This is a genomic window from Gemmatimonadaceae bacterium (genome assembly GCA_016720905.1).
Taxonomy (GTDB): domain Bacteria; phylum Gemmatimonadota; class Gemmatimonadetes; order Gemmatimonadales; family Gemmatimonadaceae; genus Gemmatimonas.
Window position 1 is genome coordinate 326,894 of record JADKJT010000002.1, and the last position, 17,962, is coordinate 344,855.

Annotated in this window: 10 protein-coding genes; 6 read left to right on the forward strand and 4 right to left on the reverse strand. The window is 64.6% G+C overall.

The window, feature by feature from the left end; genetic code table 11:
• Nucleotides 1–2: 2 nt before the first annotated feature.
• Entirely contained in the window at nt 3–1,568 is a 1,566-nt protein-coding gene (locus tag IPP90_03750; GenBank protein MBL0169835.1) for a hypothetical protein, read from the reverse strand.
• Nucleotides 1,569–1,871: 303 nt separating this feature from the next.
• Here IPP90_03750 and IPP90_03755 point away from each other — a divergent pair, with 303 nt between their 5' ends.
• Entirely contained in the window at nt 1,872–3,464 is a 1,593-nt protein-coding gene (locus IPP90_03755) for an amidase (GenBank protein ID MBL0169836.1), read from the forward strand.
• Between the two features lie 253 nt (nt 3,465–3,717).
• Here the strand turns inward: IPP90_03755 and IPP90_03760 are convergent, their stop codons facing one another.
• Complete coding sequence (locus IPP90_03760; GenBank protein MBL0169837.1) at nt 3,718–6,078, reverse strand: carbohydrate binding family 9 domain-containing protein; 2,361 nt, start codon at nt 6,076–6,078, stop codon at nt 3,718–3,720.
• A gap of 165 nt (nt 6,079–6,243) precedes the next feature.
• On the opposite strand from IPP90_03760, the gene IPP90_03765 reads away from it, so the two are divergent.
• Complete coding sequence (locus IPP90_03765) at nt 6,244–7,668, forward strand: cytochrome c (protein MBL0169838.1); 1,425 nt, start codon at nt 6,244–6,246, stop codon at nt 7,666–7,668.
• Nucleotides 7,669–7,744: 76 nt separating this feature from the next.
• On the opposite strand, the gene IPP90_03770 is transcribed toward IPP90_03765, so the two are convergent.
• Nucleotides 7,745–8,461 (reverse strand): thioredoxin domain-containing protein, encoded by a 717-nt coding sequence (locus IPP90_03770; GenBank protein MBL0169839.1) that lies wholly within the window; start codon nt 8,459–8,461, stop codon nt 7,745–7,747.
• Nucleotides 8,462–8,551: 90 nt separating this feature from the next.
• Between IPP90_03770 and IPP90_03775 the strand changes: the two genes are divergently transcribed.
• Both IPP90_03775 and IPP90_03780 read left to right on the forward strand, forming a co-directional pair.
• On the forward strand, nt 8,552–10,009 hold the full coding sequence (locus IPP90_03775) for a vanadium-dependent haloperoxidase (GenBank protein ID MBL0169840.1): 1,458 nt from the start codon (nt 8,552–8,554) through the stop codon (nt 10,007–10,009).
• Nucleotides 10,010–10,951: 942 nt separating this feature from the next.
• Complete coding sequence (locus IPP90_03780; GenBank protein ID MBL0169841.1) at nt 10,952–13,723, forward strand: VCBS repeat-containing protein; 2,772 nt, start codon at nt 10,952–10,954, stop codon at nt 13,721–13,723.
• A gap of 14 nt (nt 13,724–13,737) precedes the next feature.
• On the opposite strand, the gene IPP90_03785 is transcribed toward IPP90_03780, so the two are convergent.
• A complete protein-coding gene (locus IPP90_03785; protein MBL0169842.1) occupies nt 13,738–14,571 on the reverse strand; it encodes a carboxypeptidase regulatory-like domain-containing protein in 834 nt (277 codons plus the stop codon).
• 261 nt (nt 14,572–14,832) lie between these two features.
• Here IPP90_03785 and IPP90_03790 point away from each other — a divergent pair, with 261 nt between their 5' ends.
• Together IPP90_03790 and IPP90_03795 are read left to right on the forward strand one after the other, a co-directional pair.
• Complete coding sequence (locus IPP90_03790) at nt 14,833–17,136, forward strand: TonB-dependent receptor plug domain-containing protein (protein MBL0169843.1); 2,304 nt, start codon at nt 14,833–14,835, stop codon at nt 17,134–17,136.
• Nucleotides 17,036–17,947 (forward strand): hypothetical protein, encoded by a 912-nt coding sequence (locus IPP90_03795; GenBank protein MBL0169844.1) that lies wholly within the window; start codon nt 17,036–17,038, stop codon nt 17,945–17,947. The genes IPP90_03790 and IPP90_03795 overlap by 101 nt, the downstream gene beginning before the upstream one ends.
• Nucleotides 17,948–17,962: the final 15 nt, after the last annotated feature.

Genomic DNA, 17,962 nt, shown 5'->3' on the forward strand with positions numbered 1-17,962 from the left:
GCTTAGCCGCCCGGCAGGAGTCGGCGGTATTCAACGCCGCCAATCGTCGCCGTGGTTTCGGACGTTATGGCAAACGGGATGGGCGCCCCGTTGCTCGCGGAAAAACCCGCGCGATTGTTCAGGTCGATGGCCGATTGGCCGCTTGGGCGACACGTCGCCGCCAGCGAAATGGTGAACGTCGCGCCGCTCAGCGCGTAGCATCCACGCTCATAGCCGGCGAGGTTCCCCGTCGAAGTCGCATCCTGTGCCTCGTTGTAGAGATATGTGCCATCGGGTTCGAAGATGACGAAACTCCCATCGATGCCATCGGCGCGCGTGAAGGAGCCCACCAGGCCAGTGGCGACGTTGGCCACCGCATCCAGGACAACCGTTCCGCCGGAGAACGTAAGCGTGAGCTGGTTCCCGTTGCGCACCAGCTTTCCCGAGAGCCCCACCGCCGGAGTGGCCTGCGAATCCCACACGCCGCATCCGCCGTTGCGATCGGTGTAGGCAACGAGAATGGAAAACGTCCCATCGGTTGCTCGCTTGTACGCGCCGTACTCGGTGCCGTTGCCATTGTTGAGGCACGTCGGATCCTCGTCGCGAATGGCCGACGAGAAATTCCCCGACGACCAGAGGGTCAGATAGTTGCGGCGTCCGTTGACGACGGCCACATACGTCCCTTCGTAGGCTTCGAGGGTGGCGTTCCCGCGGCAGTTGATGCCGATGTCGACGACGTTTGCCGTTGCCACACGCCCCTTGGCCCGGGCCAGGGAGCACGTCCGCAGCGGCGCGCGAGGGTTCGTGGCCACGACCACGCTGTAGTCGGTGCCCGTGGGTAGCGCGTTCGGGAAGGTGAACGCCTCGGCCAGCGCGGCGACGGCCAATGGTGCGCCACCGTTCAGACGCAGCGTCAATCCGTCACCACCAAGTCCCGAGATCGATCCGCCGATGGTGATGCCCGGCGCGCCGCAGGTGATGGTGAGGTTAGTGACGTCGGCGCCCTGCACGGCGCCGACGCTGTTGTTGATGGCGCACGTCTGCCCAACCGGCTGTGCCGAAACCGTGATCGCGTACGGCGCCTGGCTGGCCACTCCCGGAAAGGAGAACGTCGTGGCGCCGGCGGCGAGGCTTTGTGGATTGGCGCCGTTGAGCTGCAGCGTGAGCCCTGTGCCCGTCAACCCGCTCACGGAGCCTTTCACGGCGTAGGTATTGGTGGTGCAGGTGAGGGTGATGTTCTCGACGTCTGCATTGGCGGTACCGGTCGCGTTCCCCAGTACGCACGTCTGCCACGGGAAGGTCGGCTGGGCCTTCACGGTGATCGCGTACGTCGACTTCTTGGGGACATTGGTGAAGAAGAAGTCGGTCCACGCACTCTGCAGGGTCTGATCGTTGGCACCATTCAGTTGCAACACCGCATCGCCGCCCTTCAGGCCGCTGATTGTGCCATGCAGACGCACCCCCTCAGTGGTGGGGCCGCCGTCCGGCCCGCTGGACGAGTCGCCGCCTCCGCCACAACCCGACGCGAGGACGAGCAGCGCCGGAATGACGAGTCGACGAGGGCGGGAAAGGCTTTGGGATGCGCGCATGAATCGGGAACAGAGAGTGAAAGGTGGTTGTCGCGAAAATTACGCGGCACGGCACAGTTCGCCAGCAGCATTGCGTTGCTACCGTCGGCGTCACTGCGCATACTCTGGGTCGCGCTCCCATTCACCCGCACATCCGCCGCCGTCGCCATGCATCGATTCACTTTCGTCCTGAGCACGACATTGTTGTTCAGCGCACGGGCCCTTCCGTCGCAGCCGCCGAGTCCTCGACCGGCCCGGTCCGGCGCGGGCGGCTCTGTGCCGCAACGCCCGGTGTTCGACGTGGCCGACGCGACCATTCCGCAGATGCAGGCGGCGCTCGCCGAGGGTCGCGTGACATCGCGCGAGCTGGTGCTGCTGTATCTGGCGCGCATCGCCACCTACGAGCACACACTGAACGCGGTGATCACGGTGAGCCGCACGGCGCTGGCCGAAGCCGATGCCCTTGATCGTGAACGGGCGCAAGGACGCGTGCGCGGACCGCTGCACGGCATTCCCGTCGCCCTCAAGGACAACATTCACACCACCAACATGCGCACCACCGGTGGGGCATTGGCCTTCAAGGATCTTGTACCTCCGTACGAAGCGACACTGACAAAGAATCTCAAGGACGCCGGCGCGATCATCATTGCCAAGACGGTGATGACCGAGCTGGCGAACTGGGTGGCCGGGAGCCCGACACCGATGCCCGGCAACTACAGCGCGGTGGGTGGCTATGGCATGAACCCCTACGATCCGCGTCCCGATCCGCGCCCAGGCTTCAACGACGGACGCCCCGTGATGAACACGGGCGGATCAAGTTCTGGAATCGGTACGGCGGCCAGCTTCTGGGCGGCCAACGTAGGCACCGAGACATCAGGCTCCGTGCTGAGTCCGTCCAACCAGAACATGATTGTCGGCATCAAACCCACGGTGGGTCGCATCAGTCGCTACGGTGTTATTCCCATCACGGCCGATCAGGACACCCCGGGCCCCATGGCGCGCACGGTTGAAGACGCCGCCATCATGCTGGGCGCGCTCGAGAGTGCGGCGCCCGATCCGCAGGATGCGGCCACCAAAACCTGCGCACCGCCGGCCAATCGCGACTATCGTCCGTTTCTCAAGCGCGATGGACTGAAAGGCGCGCGCATTGGGGTGCCACGCGCGTTTTTCTTCGACCCCTTCACGGTGCCTGGTACGAGCGCGCCGCGCGGCGGGATCAGCGCGGCGCAAACGGCAGTGATCAACGAGGCGATTGCGGTGCTCAGGAAAGAGGGTGCCACCATTGTGGACCCGGCCAACATCCCCAGCGTGGTCACCGCCGACACCACGCGCAATTTCCTGTTCTGGAATACCTGCAGCGGTGTGGACAATCGCAAAGGACAGAATGCGAATTGCTCCATCGACTTCACCTACGGCATGAAGCGCGACTTCAATGTGTGGCTCGCGTCACTGGGTACCACGGCGCCGTTCAAGACACTGTCGGAGCTGCGCTGGTTCAACATTGCCAACGCGCCACGCGGCGCCATCAAGTACGGCCAGTCGCTGCTGGATATTTCCGACGAAATGGACTTGGTCGCGGACAACGCGAAGTACACTGCCGATCGCGCCAAGGATATCGACCTGGGCGGCACGCACGGCCTGGACGAAGTGATCAATGCCGAACGCCTTGACGCCGTGCTGTTTCCCGGCGCCAGCGGCGCGTCCATCTCGGCCAAGCCGGGGTACCCCACGGTGGTCGTGCCCTTCGGGCGGATTCCCAACGCCCCTACGCCGGCGTTTCCTGCCGGCTTTGATGCGCAACCCACTCCGTATGGCGTGAGCTTTGCGGGTGGGGCGTGTAGCGAGCCCAGGTTGATCGAACTGGCCTATGCGTTCGAGCAGGCCACCAAACGGCGAGTGGCGCCGCCGCTCAAGTAACCCAGCCTTCAAGTGTGGTGCTGCGGGGTGAGTGGGTAGAAACGACGATCGGACCGCACGTCAGGCGTGGCCACATGACCACGCGGCCTGGCCGAACCCCCTGAACGTTTTAACCACAAAGTGCGCGAAGTGCGCGAAGAACTGACAAGGATCACCTTCGCGAACTTTGCGAACTTTGCGGTAGAATTCCCCATTCCAGTGTTGGCCGAAAGCGGAGAAAGGATCGTGTACCAACCCTGCGCGAGCCCGAAACTCAGCCGCTGGTGCCGAACTGCCGGGTGAACTTCACGAACAGCGAACGCTGCTGCGGGCGCGTCCAATCGAAGAACCCGGCGGCCTCGCGTCCGTCGTTGAACACGATGAACAGCCCGGTCCCGGCGGTATTGAGCCACCCAAAGCGCACGTTCGCCGAAAAGATGCCCGCCTGGTTGTTGTACTGCGTGAGCGTCTGCACGAACACGCGCGGCGTGAAGAAGTAGTTGAGCCGCACCGCTTGCAAACTGCTGATGAAATGGCCCTGCGGCAGGCGCACATCGTTGTAGTCGGCGGTGAACGAACCCGAGATGGCGGCACCGCGTCGCACCGTGAGCGTGCCACTGCCGCCACTGCGACGGCCCGTCCAGAATTCGCCGACATCGAAGCGACCGGTGGCCGAGACGTTTTCGCTGGGATCGGTGGTGTAGTCGAACCCGAACGTGCCCCAATCGTACGAGCCGACGGGGATCACCACGCCGGGCGCGATGGTGAACGGCGTCTGCAGCCCTTCGTGCGAAATGTTGTACTCGGGGCCGAACTTGGTGCTGTTCGCCAGCTCGATTTCGGTGAGGTCAAGATGGATGTATCCGGTCTGGTAAAAGTTATCGGTCAGTCCGGTGAATGCGCGGTAGCTCACGTGCGGGTTCCACTGCTTGAACCAGTTCCACTGCGGTTCGCGCACCAGCCGCATGAAGGTGGCATCGAACGCCCGGTACCCCCCCGGCCGACTCATGAAACCCACTTCCGGATTGAAGTCGTCTCCCACCTGCGCAATACGCGCGTTGTGATTCCACACGCTGGTCTGGTACGCCAGTCGTCCGCTGTAGGCGTTGGCGTCACCGTCTCGACCACGGGTGGTGGTGCGCGCCGCCCAAAGATCGCTCGTCCAGCGTTGGCCAAGCCCGAGGCGTCCATCGATGGCGAACGTGCGATTGACATCGTCGCCGTCCTTCGTGGAGAGGCGCTGTACCATCATGGCGCCAATGCGGGAACGCGAGGACAATTCGCGCGTGGCGCGCGCCACGCTGAACGATTGCCCGGACGAGCTGGTGTCGGAGGCGTCGGTGACCATCTGCAGCACGCCAACCGTGGTGCCGCCGACACGCCCCGAGAGGCGGCCGCCGCCGATGATGGATTGCGGCGTGCCATTGTTGTCGATGCCGATCCGTCGCGTGAAGAACAGGTCAACCGCCTGCGGCGTGCCCGCCGAAAACGTACCGGCGTTCTCGAGGAAGAACGGACGCTTCTCGGGAAAGAACACCGGAAAACGCGTCAGATTGACGCGCTGGTCGTCCACCTCCACCTGCGCGAAGTCGGTGTTGTACGTGAGATCGAGTGTCATGGCCGGAGTGACACCGTACTTGATTTCACCGCCCACCTCGGTGGGAGTGGTGGACCGCGCGATCCCCTGCGTCCACTGACGCTGCGCCGACGTGAGCACATACGGTGTCACGGTCTGAATGCGCCGCGTGGGCACCGTGAGACCAACCAGCTGCCCCGCCATGGACAACCGATACAGGCTGAACTGCCGCGGAATGAACGACCAGTACAGCTCTTCATTCTTCCGACGAATGGTCCGGGACACATTGAGCCCCCACGTCTGCTCGCCGCTCCCCGACTGATAGCGCAGCGTGGAGTACGGAATGCGAAACTCCGCCGTCCATCCCAACGAGTCGATGTGCGTGGCGACCGTCCAACTGGCGTCCCAGTTCACGTTGAACCCGCCCAGTGCACCGGCTTGCGCACGATTTTGCCCGACGACAGCCGCACCGCCGCCCTCGCCCTCGCGGATCACCTGCCCGTCGTACTCGATGCCCGACGGCGTCGTGGCAAACACAAAGCCGTTCTGGTGATCGTGATAGGTGTCAAAGATCAGGGCGATGTGATCGCTGCTGCCCAACTGTCCGTCGCGTACTTTCTCGCCCGGAACAATGAGTTGCGGTTCGCGGTCGAACATGCGTGCGCCGATGTAGAGGTACACGCCGTCGGTGGCCAGCCGCACCTCGGTGCGCTCCGAGCCCGGGACGCCTTCGTTCAGCTCGCGTTGGACGAAATCAGTGATCGGTGCGCCACCACTCCATATCGCCTCGTCCAGGCGTCCGTCAATCTCGGGCGCGGTGGTGATGCGCTGCGCGCGGGCCACGGGTTTGGGCCGCGCACGGGCTGCGCGCGCGAACGAGTCGGCCTGCGCCGCGTCCAGGCGCGTGGGGGTCTGCGCACGCGTAACCGTCGCGCTGGCGATCGATGCGATCGCGATGGACCCGACCACAACGCGTGTGCGTTGCGCGAGGCGGACCAACAGGTGGCCGCGACGAGCACGGCGGGACAGGGCGCGCGGAAGGCTGAGTTTGCTTGGCATTTCAGGAGCCAAGTCTGCGCGCTCGTGGTGGATTTCGCTACCGGAGGGTGCGACGAAGAGAGACCGGTCGCTGGCGGACGGTGCCCCACTCTCTCACATTTCTGTCCGACATTGTCCTGCGGCCACCATGCGGCGGGAGAGTCCTGACCTCAGGAGGCATTGCAGATGACGAAACCCATACAGCCGCATGGGCAGCCAACCGCCCGCTTCGGCAAGACACGAGTTCTGCAGCTGGCCGGCGTCGCCGTCGTCGCCCTGGCCGGCCTCGTGGGCACTCGCCCGAGCAAGACGCTGGTTGCCCAGGACGCCGCCCCCACGTTCACCAAGGACGTGGCTCCCATTCTCTACAAGAACTGCACCACCTGTCACCGCCCCGGTGGACTGGGCCCGTTCACGTTGCTGGACTACGACACGGCGAAAAAGAACGTGGGCGACATTCGCGATGCCGTGAAGACCGGTTACATGCCGCCATGGCACGCCGAAGGGCCTCACGGGGCATTCGCCAACGATCGACGCCTGTCCGACACCGAGAAGCAAACCATTCTGCGGTGGATTGAAGCGGGCGCCAAAAAGGGCGACGTGAAAGCGTTGCCGCCGGCACCGGTGTACGCGACCAGCTGGGAGGTGGGGACACCCGACGCCGTGGTGACCATGCCCAGTGACTTCACCGTACCCGCCGCCGGTACCGTGGAATATCAGTACTTCGAAATCCCCACCAACTTCACCGAAGACAAGTGGGTGCAGGCCATCGAATTCATGCCGGGAGCGCGTGAAGTGGTGCATCACGTGTTGGTGTATGCCAAGGTGCCGCCGGCGCCTGGCGCTGCTGAAGCCGCCGCTGCGGCCGCGGCCGCGGCGAAGGCCGCTGGCACCCCGCCGGCACCGCGTCCAACGCCGCTGTTTGTGCGCAAGCAGCAGTACGAAGGAACCGAGGAGCCACCAGCGCGCATCGATTCACGCAATCCACCGCCACGTCAGCTGGGCACGTTGATTGGCGGAACGGCCCCGGGCACCAACGTGATGAAGTTCCCGGCCGGTACAGCGCTCAAGATTCGCGCCGGAACGGTGCTCACGTTCCAGATGCACTACACCGCGCGTGGCCACGAAATGCACGACCGCACCAGCGTCGGCTTCAAGTTCGCGTCAGCCGCGCCCGATGAAGAGATTCGTATGGCCGCCTTCGTGAACACTGCCCTGAAGCTGCCCGCGGGAGCGAAGGACGTGCCGGTGAACGCCGAGCTGGAGCCCACGCAGAACATTCGCATTTGGGGATTGCTGCCGCATACGCATTTGCGCGGGACCGGCTGGAAGTACACGCTGGAAAAACCCGACGGCACGTCGGATGTGGTGCTTGATGTGCCGCGCTACGATTTCAACTGGCAGACGTACTACTTCTTTGCCACACCGCTGGACGTTCCGGCCGGTTCCAAGCTCAAGTCCACCGCCTGGTACGACAACTCGGCCACCAACAAGAGCAACCCGGACGCCAGCAAGGACGTCAAGTGGGGCGACCAGACGTGGGAAGAGATGCAGTACACCGCGTTCTTGTACAGCGTGAACAGTCAACGGCGCACGGCGCCCGCGAAATAGCACCTGCGCCACTCACCTGCGAAACACTGAACGGCCGCGCTCGCGGCCGTTCAGTGTTTCATCCGCCTGACGATCGCTATTTCCCTGACACTGCCGAATCGATAGCCGCCCGCAACGTCGACAGCGGTGCGGTGCCCGGAATACGGCGGGCGCCCACCACGACCGTGAGGGGCGCGCCAACCCGCGCCGTGTCCGCCCACGCGATGTCGGTGCGTATCTGGCGCAGCATGCGATCGCTCTCTGTGCAGTTGCGCAGCGCAAACGCGTCGATGCCCGGCACCGAAGCCAGCGAGTCGAGCAGCACCTTCACGTCACGCGACCCGCCCCATCGCTCCTGCGCCGCAAAAATGCGGGCGCTGGTTTCCCAGAACTTCCCTTGCGCGGCGGCGCAGAGCGCTGCACTGGCGGCGCGCACCGCATCAGGGTGCTCACGCAGCGGATAGTGCACCCAGGCCAGGCGCACCGTACCGGGTTCGATGTACTCGGCGCGGATGGTTGGCAGCGTGGTCTCAAACCAGGCCCGGCAGCCGGCGCACTGGTAGTCACTCACCACAAACAGCTGCACGCGGGCCGAGTCTGCGCCAAGCACGCGTCCATGGTCGGCCTCCAGCATCATGAGGTCGAGGGAGCGTTCATTGCGCCCCGGGGGCAACTTGCGGACATCCGCGTAAGACACATCGGCGGCCGCGCTGCGCGGCGTATCACGGCAGGCAGCCGTCAGCAGCAGGGGCAGCACGCACAGAGTGCGCCGCACGGCCACGCGAATCGGGATACGAACAGTCGACCAAAGCATGCGGTAAGATACTCTCACTATCGGCTCTCGCCCACTCGTCGTAACCTACACGCTCACGCCCAATCGGCTGTTCCTCTGCTGGAGTCTCGAATGAACGTGCTTCGCTGCGCCCTCGTGGTCAGTGCCGCCGCGACGGCCGTCGCCGCCGCGGGTTGTGCTCGCGAACGGCCCCCGGTCGATCCACAGCTGGTCTCGCAGTGGATGCGCACGTCGCTCGCCTTCGTGCGCAGTGAGCGCCTGGGTCCGCCGGTCGCCGCGCGTATCTCGGCCTACAGCGCGCTCGCACTCTACGAAGGGTATGCCGCCGACACGCGATCGTCACTGCGGTCGCTGGCCGGTCAGTTGAACGGACTGCAAACACTGCCCCTGGCGCCCGCGGGCGACGCGCTGGACGGCCCGTCGGTTGCCGCCGAGGCGGAGCGCGTCGTCATGGATTCGCTGTTTCGGGACGGCATGCCGGGCACACGACGGACCATCGACTCACTGGCAGCGGCGCAGGTGGCCGCGCGCGCGGCCGCCGGTGTCAGTGCCGCCGATCGCGATCGGGCGCTCGCCCACGGGCGCGCCGTGGGCAATGCCATCCTCGCCTGGGCGGCCACCGACAGCTTTTTCGCGACGCGGGGTCGGCCGTGGGCTCCGTCGGGAAAGCGCGAGGAGTGGACCAATACCGCCAACGTGTCGCAGTTCGTACCGCAGACCCTGTCCGGTCAGTCCGACCTGGTGCAGCTGGCAAACCCCAATGTGCACGAGGACGTGGAAGGCGCCACCACGAAAGGCACGTTCACCAACCGGCCCAAGGCCGAGGGGGCCACCACACTGCCCGCGTTCAATCCGATGAAGCCGACCGAGCCGTATTGGGGCACGTTGCGCCCGTTCGTGATTGCCAACGGTGATGAATGCGGGCCGCCGCCGATGCCGGCGTACTCGGAACAGGCGTCATCGGCATTCTACAAAATCGGCAAGCAGTTCTACGACACGGTGAGCGCCCTGACCCCTGACCAGAAGCAGATCGCGCTCTTCTGGGCCGACAATCCGGTGGCCACCGGGACTCCGGGCTTTCATTGGATCAGCGTGGTGAACCTGATGGTGGCGCGGCGCGGTCTCAGTGCCGACGATGCCGTGGCGCTGTACGCCCTCACGTCGATCGCGATCCACGACGCGTTCATCGGCTGCTGGCGCGAGAAGTATCGCTCGAATGTGGTGCGACCCGTGACCTTTGTGCAGCGCGTCTTCGACAAGAAGTTCCAGACCGTGATCCCGACGCCGCCTTTCCCGGAGTATCCGTCGGGGCACTCCGTGCAGTCCGGCGCCGCGGTCGAGGTACTCATCGCGATGCTCGGCGACACGATTCCTTATATCGACTCCACCCAAGTGGACATCGGTCAACCACCGCGTGCGTTTGCGTCGTTCTCCGCGGCACGCCGTGAAGTCGCCATCTCCCGCGTGTATGCCGGCGTGCACTACTTCCCGGCCGTCGCGGACGGTCTCACGCAGGGACAGTGCATCGGCCGGAAGGTCGGTGCGCTCAAGACTCGGCGCGGTTCGTGACGTTTCAACGTCGATGGCGCGGCACGGTTATCGCCGGTGCCACAATCGTCGTCGGGGCGTGCGGTGACACCGGCGCGCGTTCGCCGGTGGATACCAGCTGGCATGACGCATCGGGGTATCGCTGGCGCGCGCTTGGCGTCGCAACCAGCGGAGGCGTCGGCTTCACGATGCTCACCGCGTCCGCCACGGGTCTCACGCATCAGAACGACATCGACGAAACGCGGGGCCTGGACAATCGCGGCTTGTTGGATGGTGCCGGCGTGGCCCTGGGTGACGTGGACGGCGACGGTCTTCCCGATATCGTCCTCGCGTCCATCGAGCACCCTGCAGCCCTCTATCACAACGCGGGGAATTTCCGCTTTTCCGATGTGACGGCATCCAGTGGCCTCGACTTCACCGCGCTCGCCACCACAAGTGTGGTGTTGGCCGACGTCGATGGGGATCGCGATCTCGATCTGGTGGCGGGGACCTTTGGCGGACCCGTGGCGTTGTTCGTGAATGACGGGAGGGGCCATTTCACCAACGGCACCAGTGCGAGCGGTCTCACCGGCGGATACAACGCCACCACGATGACGCTCGCGGACGTGGACGGGAACGGGTCGCTCGATCTCTATGTGGGCACGTACAAAACGCACAATGCGCTGGATGCCTTTCCGCCGCAGGCGCGGTCGTTCGACCAGGTGCTGAAGAAAGTCGGCGATTCGGTGGTGGTGGTGGATGAGTGGAAGAAGGAGTATCGCGTCGAAGCGCGCCCGGATCTGGGCGGTTTCATGCGCTCGCAGCGAGCCGAGCCCGACCTGTTCTTTCTCAATGACGGCGCCGGGCACTTTACGCGCACGCCGATTGTTGGCACCCGGTTCCGCGACGAACATGGCACCCCGTTGACGATCGATCCCGACTACTTCACGTTGGCGGCGCGGTTCTACGATGTGAATGGTGACGGTGCGCCGGATCTGTACGTGCAACGACCTCGAGGATCCGGATCTCTTCTGGCTGAACGACGGTACCGGCAACTTCCGGCTGGCGCCGACGCTGGCGCTTCGCGAGACCAGCAACACCTGCATGTCGGTGGATTTCGGCGACGTGAACCGCGACGGTCTGGTGGACCTCTTCACCACCGATATGCTGTCGCCCACGCTGGCCGCGCAGCAGCGTCAGATTCCCACGCACACGCCGCTCCAGAAACCGGTGGGACTTTCGCCCGAGCGCACGCAGTGGATGCGCAACATGCTGCAACTTTCGCGAGGCGACGGCACCTGGGCGCAGATCGCCGATTTCGCCGGCGTGACCGCCACCGACTGGACGTGGGGGTCGGCGTTTCTTGATGTCGACCTGGACGGGTATGAAGATCTGTTGGCGCTGAACGGTCACCGCTACGATGTGCGCGAGGCCGACCCGTACGACCGCATCCGGAACAGTTTTCCGCGCGTGCCATGGAACCGGGAGTCGAAGGAGTTCCCCACACTGCGCGCCACCAATTTCGCGTTTCGCAATGGCGGCAAGCTCGCGTTTCAGGATGTGAGCCGCGCGTGGGGCTTCGGCGCGGACAGCGCCATCTCGCAGGGGATGGCGTTGGCCGATCTCGATGGGGATGGAGCGCTCGATGTGGTGGTGACCCGTCTCGATGCGCCATCGGTGGTGTATCGCAACCAATCGGGCGCGCCACGCGTCTCGGTGCGCCTGCATGGCCTCGACGGCAACACGCAGGGCATCGGCGCGGTGGTGACCGTGCGTGCCCCGCGCTTGCCGGTGCAATCCCGGGAGATGACATCCGGCGGATACTATCTGTCCGGCAGCGATGCCCAACTGACGTTTGCCGCAACACTCGACAGCGCCATTACCATCGACGTGCGGTGGCGAAGCGGTCGACACAGTGTCATTGCCGGCGCGCGGGCCGACCGCTTGTATGACATCACTGAGGACGCTGCCCTGCCCATCGTGCGGGACAGTACGCAGGCGCCCACCCCGCTCTTTGCCAACGCTTCCGCGCTCCTCGGTGGGGCTGCACACGTCGACTCGCTGTTCGCGGACTTCCGGCGGCAACCGTTGCTGCCATCGCGCCTGAGTCAACTTGGCCCCGGCGTAAGTTGGATCGACATTGATCGTGATGGACGGGACGATCTGGTGTTTGCCAGCGGCCGTGGCGGGCGACTGACGGTGCTGCGCAACACCGTTACCGGCTTTGTCCCGCTTGCCGTGCCGGGTGACCTACAGGCGTACGATCTCACCACCGTGCTGCCCGCAAGCGATGGCCGCGGCGGCCTGTCGCTGTTGGTTGGTCAATCCAACTACGAGGCGGCGGATGCCGTCGCGGCGCTGTCGGTTCCCTCGGTGCTCCGCTACCCCATTGGCAGCGGGACGCGCATCGGTGCATCGAGCCGCGTGTTGGCTGGCGACACCGCCGGTATCGGTGCCCTGGCCATGGCCGACGTCAACGGCGACGGTCTGCTCGATCTGTTCGTTGGCGCGCGGGCCATTCCCGGTGCGTGGCCCTTGCCGGCCCGATCGCACCTGCTGCTTGGCACAACCGGCGGTGGCTTCGTTGCCGATACGATCAACACGAAGGCACTGTCCACGCTGGGACTGGTATCGGCCGCCGTGTTCGCGGATCTCGACGGCGACGCGCATTCCGACCTCATTGTGGCCACCGAATTCGGGCCGGTGCGCGTGCTGCGCAACGAAGGCGGTGCGTTGCGTGATGTCACGCGCACGATGGGAATGGGCGAACACTCCAGTCGCTGGAACGGCGTGAATGTGGGAGACTTCGACGGCGATGGACAACTGGACATCGTGGCCACCAGTTGGGGCCGCAACATCCCGTGGCAGGCGTCGGAGTCGCGTCCGTACGCGCTCACCGTGGCGCGTCTGCCCGACGAGCGACTGGGTCTGGTGTTCGGTCGCGCCGATTCAACGACGCAGCGCGAAATGCCGCTTGATGGCTTTTCGCGCATCGGGGCGGCGATCCCGTCGGTGAAGGAACGATTTGCGACATTTGCCGAGTTCGCCCGCGCCGACGTCGACGCCGTGCTGGGCACGGCGGCCCGCAGCGCGGTGCGGGTAGGCGCGACAACCTTCGATCACGTGCTGTTCCTCAATCGCGGCGACCATTTCGAGACACGCGCCCTGCCCACGGCGGCGCAGCTGGCGCCGGCGTTTGCGGCCGTGGTGGCCGACTACGATGGTGACGGACGCGAGGATCTTTTCCTGGCGCAGAATTTCTTCCCCACCGAGATCAATACCATGCGCTTTGACGCCGGGGTGGGGTTGCTGCTGCTGGGCGACGGGACCGGCGGGTTTCAGGCGCAGACGGTGCAGGCCAGCGGCATCGCAGTGCGTGGCGATCAACGCGGTGCGGCCGCAGCGGACTACAATGCCGACGGTCGCGTGGACCTCGCCGTATCGCAGAATGGCGCGCCGATGACGCTGTGGCGAAACGTGACCGGCACCCCGGGACTGCGCGTACACGTGCAGGGTCCGGCGGCAAATCCGCTGGCCATCGGCGCGCAATTGCGGGTCATGGCGAATGGCACGGGCGGTCCGATTCGCGAGATCCACGCCGGAAGCGGCTACTGGTCGATGGACGCGGCCACGCAGGTCATGGCGTTTCCGGCGGGCAGCACGGCGCTCTCGATTCGCTGGCCCTCCGGGCAGCAACAGACGGTGCCCGTGGCACCGGGTCAGCATGAGGTGCGGCTGACCAGTCCTCAGCCCTGATCAGCGCGACGGCGCTATTTCTTGCGTCGCGTCGGACCGGATTTGGTCCAGATCACAATGACCCCGCAGCCCGCATTGCGACCAGCGTACTCGCCGGGCACGTCGGCCGGTCCGGTATAGACCTCCAGGGCCTCGATGTCCCGCACCGGGATGGTCGGCCCGAAGATGTTGTCGACGTTGTCATCGACAACGTATTCGGGCAGACAGCGCATCGGCGCGCGCACCATGCGGATGTGACAACCGGAACCGCCGCCACACTCCACCGTGACGCCACGCATGCCGCGAGCGACATCCTGCAACGAGGAATAGCCGCCCTTTTCAATGTCCTCGCGGACGATGTACTGGCCGGCTCCGGTTTTTCGCCGGCGTTCGAAGTTGGCGAAACGCGGACCCAGACTGGGGGCGGCCTCCACGGACACCATGGGTAACGATTGGGCCCTTGAGGCGGACTCTGCTTTCACCGGAGCGGTCGCGGCGGCGACCGCGGCGGCGAGCGTTATCGAGTCCAGTACGACGCGCCGCTCGAGGACCTCACCCTTGCCAATCGCCACCACCAGCCCGAACGACGAGAATCCCTGGGCGCGCACCAGAAAGCGGAGGAGTCCAGTCGGCAATCGGTCGAACCGAAACGCGCCGGTGGAATCGGTGGTGATGGCGCGGCCGTCTCCAAGAAAGACGACGGTGGCGGCGGCGATCGGCCCATTGCTGCTGCGGTCGATGACCGCACCCACCAACCGCCCATCCGGTTTTTGGGCCAGGCCGGGCGCCGGGAGCGCCAACAGGGCGACCAACGGCAGAAAAATCAGGCGGTTTCGCGGCATGGGTGTGCCGAACGATACGTTCGGCATTGCCGCGGTCAAGTCATGCCCCCCCACAACTACTGAGTGTCTAGGGACGAAACGCGCGAAAATGCCATTGCCGACTGGGAGTTTCAGCAACATAATGGGACCAATCGTTGCGTGACCGATACTCGGTGCGCCACGGAGTACAGGATTGTGCCCTGTCCCACCTCGCGAAGCGCCCGGTCCCGCAGCGGTTTTGCGGGACAAGACGCGCCCTCCTCTCGCGATTCGTACGTACCCGCCCCCTTCACCGCACGAGGTAAAGCAATGGATGCTGTCCTGATCCGAAGGTCGCTGCGCACGGCCACGGCTCTGGCGGCGCTCGCGTTCTTTGCGAGCGCAGCGCAGGCGCAGACACAGGTCTTCGCTGGCAAAGTCACGTCGGCCGGTCAGCCGGTTGGTGGCGCCAGCGTTGGGATTCCGGAAATCGGCGCCGGCACGATCACGACCACCGACGGCAAGTACAGCTTTACCGTCGACGTCGCGAAGTACGGCGGCCGCAATGTGAACCTTGTGGTGCGCTACATCGGCCTCAAGCCGAAGCGCCTGCCGATGGTGATCGCCGCCGGTCGGGTCGACAAGGACTACGACCTCGAGAAGGACATCCTCAATCTCGAGCAGGTCGTGGTGACTGGCGTGTCCGATGCAACGTCGCAGAAGAAGACCGCGTTCGCGGTTGCCGTTGTTGACGCCACGGCCATCAAGGAGGCCCCGGCGATCTCGCCGATCGGCAGCCTGGCCGGCAAGATTGCCGGTGCCAGTGTGGCCACCACGTCTGGGTCGCCCGGATCGGAGCCCGCCATTCGTTTGCGTTCGGCCACGTCGCTGGCCGGCCGTCAGGATCCGCTGGTCATCATCGACGGCACGATCACGCGACTGGGACTGGCCGATGTCAATTCGCAGGACATCGAGCGGGTGGAAGTGATCAAGGGTGCGGCCGCAAGCTCGCTGTATGGATCTGATGCCGCCAACGGCGTCATCCAGATCTTCACCAAGCGCGGCGCGAATCTGGCCGAAGGGCAGACCAACTTCACGTTCCGCAACGAGTACGGGCAGAGCTATCTGCCGCGAAAGGTCGGGTTGAATAACTCGACCGCGTTTGAACTGGACCCGACCAACACCACCGGCTTGCTGAAGGGATTCAAGCTGGATGCCAACGGGCAGCGCATCGCGGCTCTGGACGACATTTCCGACAACAGCTACCCGTTCATCTACGACGCGCTGAGCGAAGTGTTCAAGCCGGGGTCGACGATGAGCAACTACATCTCGCTCGGTCACCGCAAGGGTGCGACCAACTTCAATGCGTCCATCCAGAACATCCAGGAAACGGGCGTGTTGACGCTGCTCAAGGGCTACAGCCGCCAGAACTTCCGCATCAACGTCGACCAGGCCGTGAACGACAAGTTGAATGTCTCCACCGGCATGTTCTACGGACGCTCGCGGGCCGATCAGACGAACGAAGGCGGCCTGTTCTTCGGCATCCGGTTCCTTGAGCCGAACGTCGATATCACCGCCCCGAACCCCGACGGGACGCCGTATCTGGCGAAAATCCGTCAGCCACCCTCGTCGGGCAACCTGAGCAACCCGCTGTATACGCTCAACAACCAGCAGGTGCAGAACGACCGTGACCGGTTCACCGGCGTATTGAAGGCCACCTACCGCCCGCTTGAGTGGCTCACGGCGGAAGGCAACTTCAACTACGACCAGTCCACCGGCAACAACAAATCGTTCACGCCGATCGGCTTCCAGAACTCCATTGGCGGCAAGGGACAGGGCGGGTTGTCGCAGGGCTACACCAGCGACCACACGTTCAACACAGGCGCCACGCTGACGGCCATCCGAAGCCTCGGTGACTGGCTCACCAACACCACCAAGCTGGCCATGGTCTACGAAGACCAGACGGCCAACTCGCTGGGTGTCAGCGCGTCGAAGCTCACCGTTGGCGGTGTGACGGAGTTCGGCGCCGCGGCGCAGGATCCCGAATGCGCCCAACATCCCGGGCTCGAGCACCATCACCATCCGGAATCGCAACCTGTTCGCGATCACCACGTTCGACATCAAGGATCGCTACATCATCGACGGTCTCGTGCGTCAGGACGAGTCGTCGCTGTTCGGCGCCAAGGAACGCAAGGCCACCTACACGCGCGCCTCGGCCGCCTACCGGTTCAGCGAAGACTTCAGCCTTCCCGGCATCGACGAGGGCAAGATTCGCGTGTCGTACGGCACCGCCGGCCTGCGTCCGCAGTTCGATGCGCAGTACGAGGTGTTCTCGGTGGCGGGTGGCAGCCCGTCCAAGGTGACGCTGGGCAATCCGAACCTGAAGCCGGCGTTCTCGAAGGAAACGGAAGCGGGTTTCAACCTCAACTTCCTGAAGAACTACACGTTCGAGTACAGCTACTCCGACAAGGTCACCAGCGACCAGATCCTGCTGGTACCGACGTCGTCGGCCACGGGCTATCAGAACACGTGGGTGAATGCGGCCACGCTGGCCGGCACCACGCACGAGTTCGCGTTCGGCGCGGTCCTCGCCTCCAGCAAGGACTTCTTCTGGCGCCTCAACGTGACCGGTGATCGCACGCGCTCCAAGATCACCGAGCTCAACGTCGGTCCGTACCTGGCCGGCCCGGATGGCGGCGGCGGCAACACGCGCATCTTCCGCGTGGCGCCCAACCAGGTGTTCGGCATCATCTACGGCTCCTCCTGGATCAAGACCGCCGATCAGTTGGCCACCAACATCACCAACGGCACGCTTTCCGGCACCGCTGCTGATTACACAGTCAATGAGCTGGGCTACTACGTGGCTAAGACCGCGTATCACACGAAGGACGAGCGTCCGCTCAAGTACTTCGACGCCAAGGGCAACTCGCTGCAGGCCATTGGTGACGTGAACCCCGACTTCACGCTGGGATTCAACAACACCATCCAGTGGAAGGGGTTGTCGCTGACGGGCGTGGTGACCTGGCAGAAGGGCGGTGACGTGTACAACTACACCCGCCAGTGGCCGTACAACGAACTGCGCGACTCGGACTTCGACCAGCGCACCGTGCCGACGGCCGAGAAGAAGCCACAGGGCTTCTTCCAGGCGTTCTACAACAACTTCGATCCGAACAGCAAGTTCGTCGAAGACGGCAGCTTTGTCCGGCTGCGCGAACTGTCGCTGAACTATCAAGTGCCGAAGTCGATGGTGAAGGGCGCTCGTTTGGGCGGATTCGAGACGGCACGCATTGGTCTCGTGGGTCGCAACCTGTGGACCAAGACCAAGTACACGGGCTACGATCCGGACGTCTCGGGCCCCGGCGGCAACCCGTTCGGGTATCGCGTGGACTACTTCACGTATCCTGCGTACCGCACGTTTACGCTCATGTTCGAACTCGGCTACTGACCACCCGCCAACACA

Excerpts from the sequence above, each read along its gene's own strand:
- IPP90_03750 (MBL0169835.1), bottom strand. The coding sequence starts at position 1,568 with ATGCGCGCATCCCAAAGCCTTTCCCGCCCTCGTCGACTCGTCATTCCG.
- IPP90_03755 (MBL0169836.1), top strand. The coding sequence starts at position 1,872 with ATGCAGGCGGCGCTCGCCGAGGGTCGCGTGACATCGCGCGAGCTGGTG.
- IPP90_03760 (MBL0169837.1), bottom strand. The coding sequence starts at position 6,078 with ATGCCAAGCAAACTCAGCCTTCCGCGCGCCCTGTCCCGCCGTGCTCGT.
- IPP90_03765 (MBL0169838.1), top strand. The coding sequence starts at position 6,244 with ATGACGAAACCCATACAGCCGCATGGGCAGCCAACCGCCCGCTTCGGC.
- IPP90_03770 (MBL0169839.1), bottom strand. The coding sequence starts at position 8,461 with ATGCTTTGGTCGACTGTTCGTATCCCGATTCGCGTGGCCGTGCGGCGC.
- IPP90_03775 (MBL0169840.1), top strand. The coding sequence starts at position 8,552 with ATGAACGTGCTTCGCTGCGCCCTCGTGGTCAGTGCCGCCGCGACGGCC.
- IPP90_03785 (MBL0169842.1), bottom strand. The coding sequence starts at position 14,571 with ATGCCGAACGTATCGTTCGGCACACCCATGCCGCGAAACCGCCTGATT.
- IPP90_03790 (MBL0169843.1), top strand. The coding sequence starts at position 14,833 with ATGGATGCTGTCCTGATCCGAAGGTCGCTGCGCACGGCCACGGCTCTG.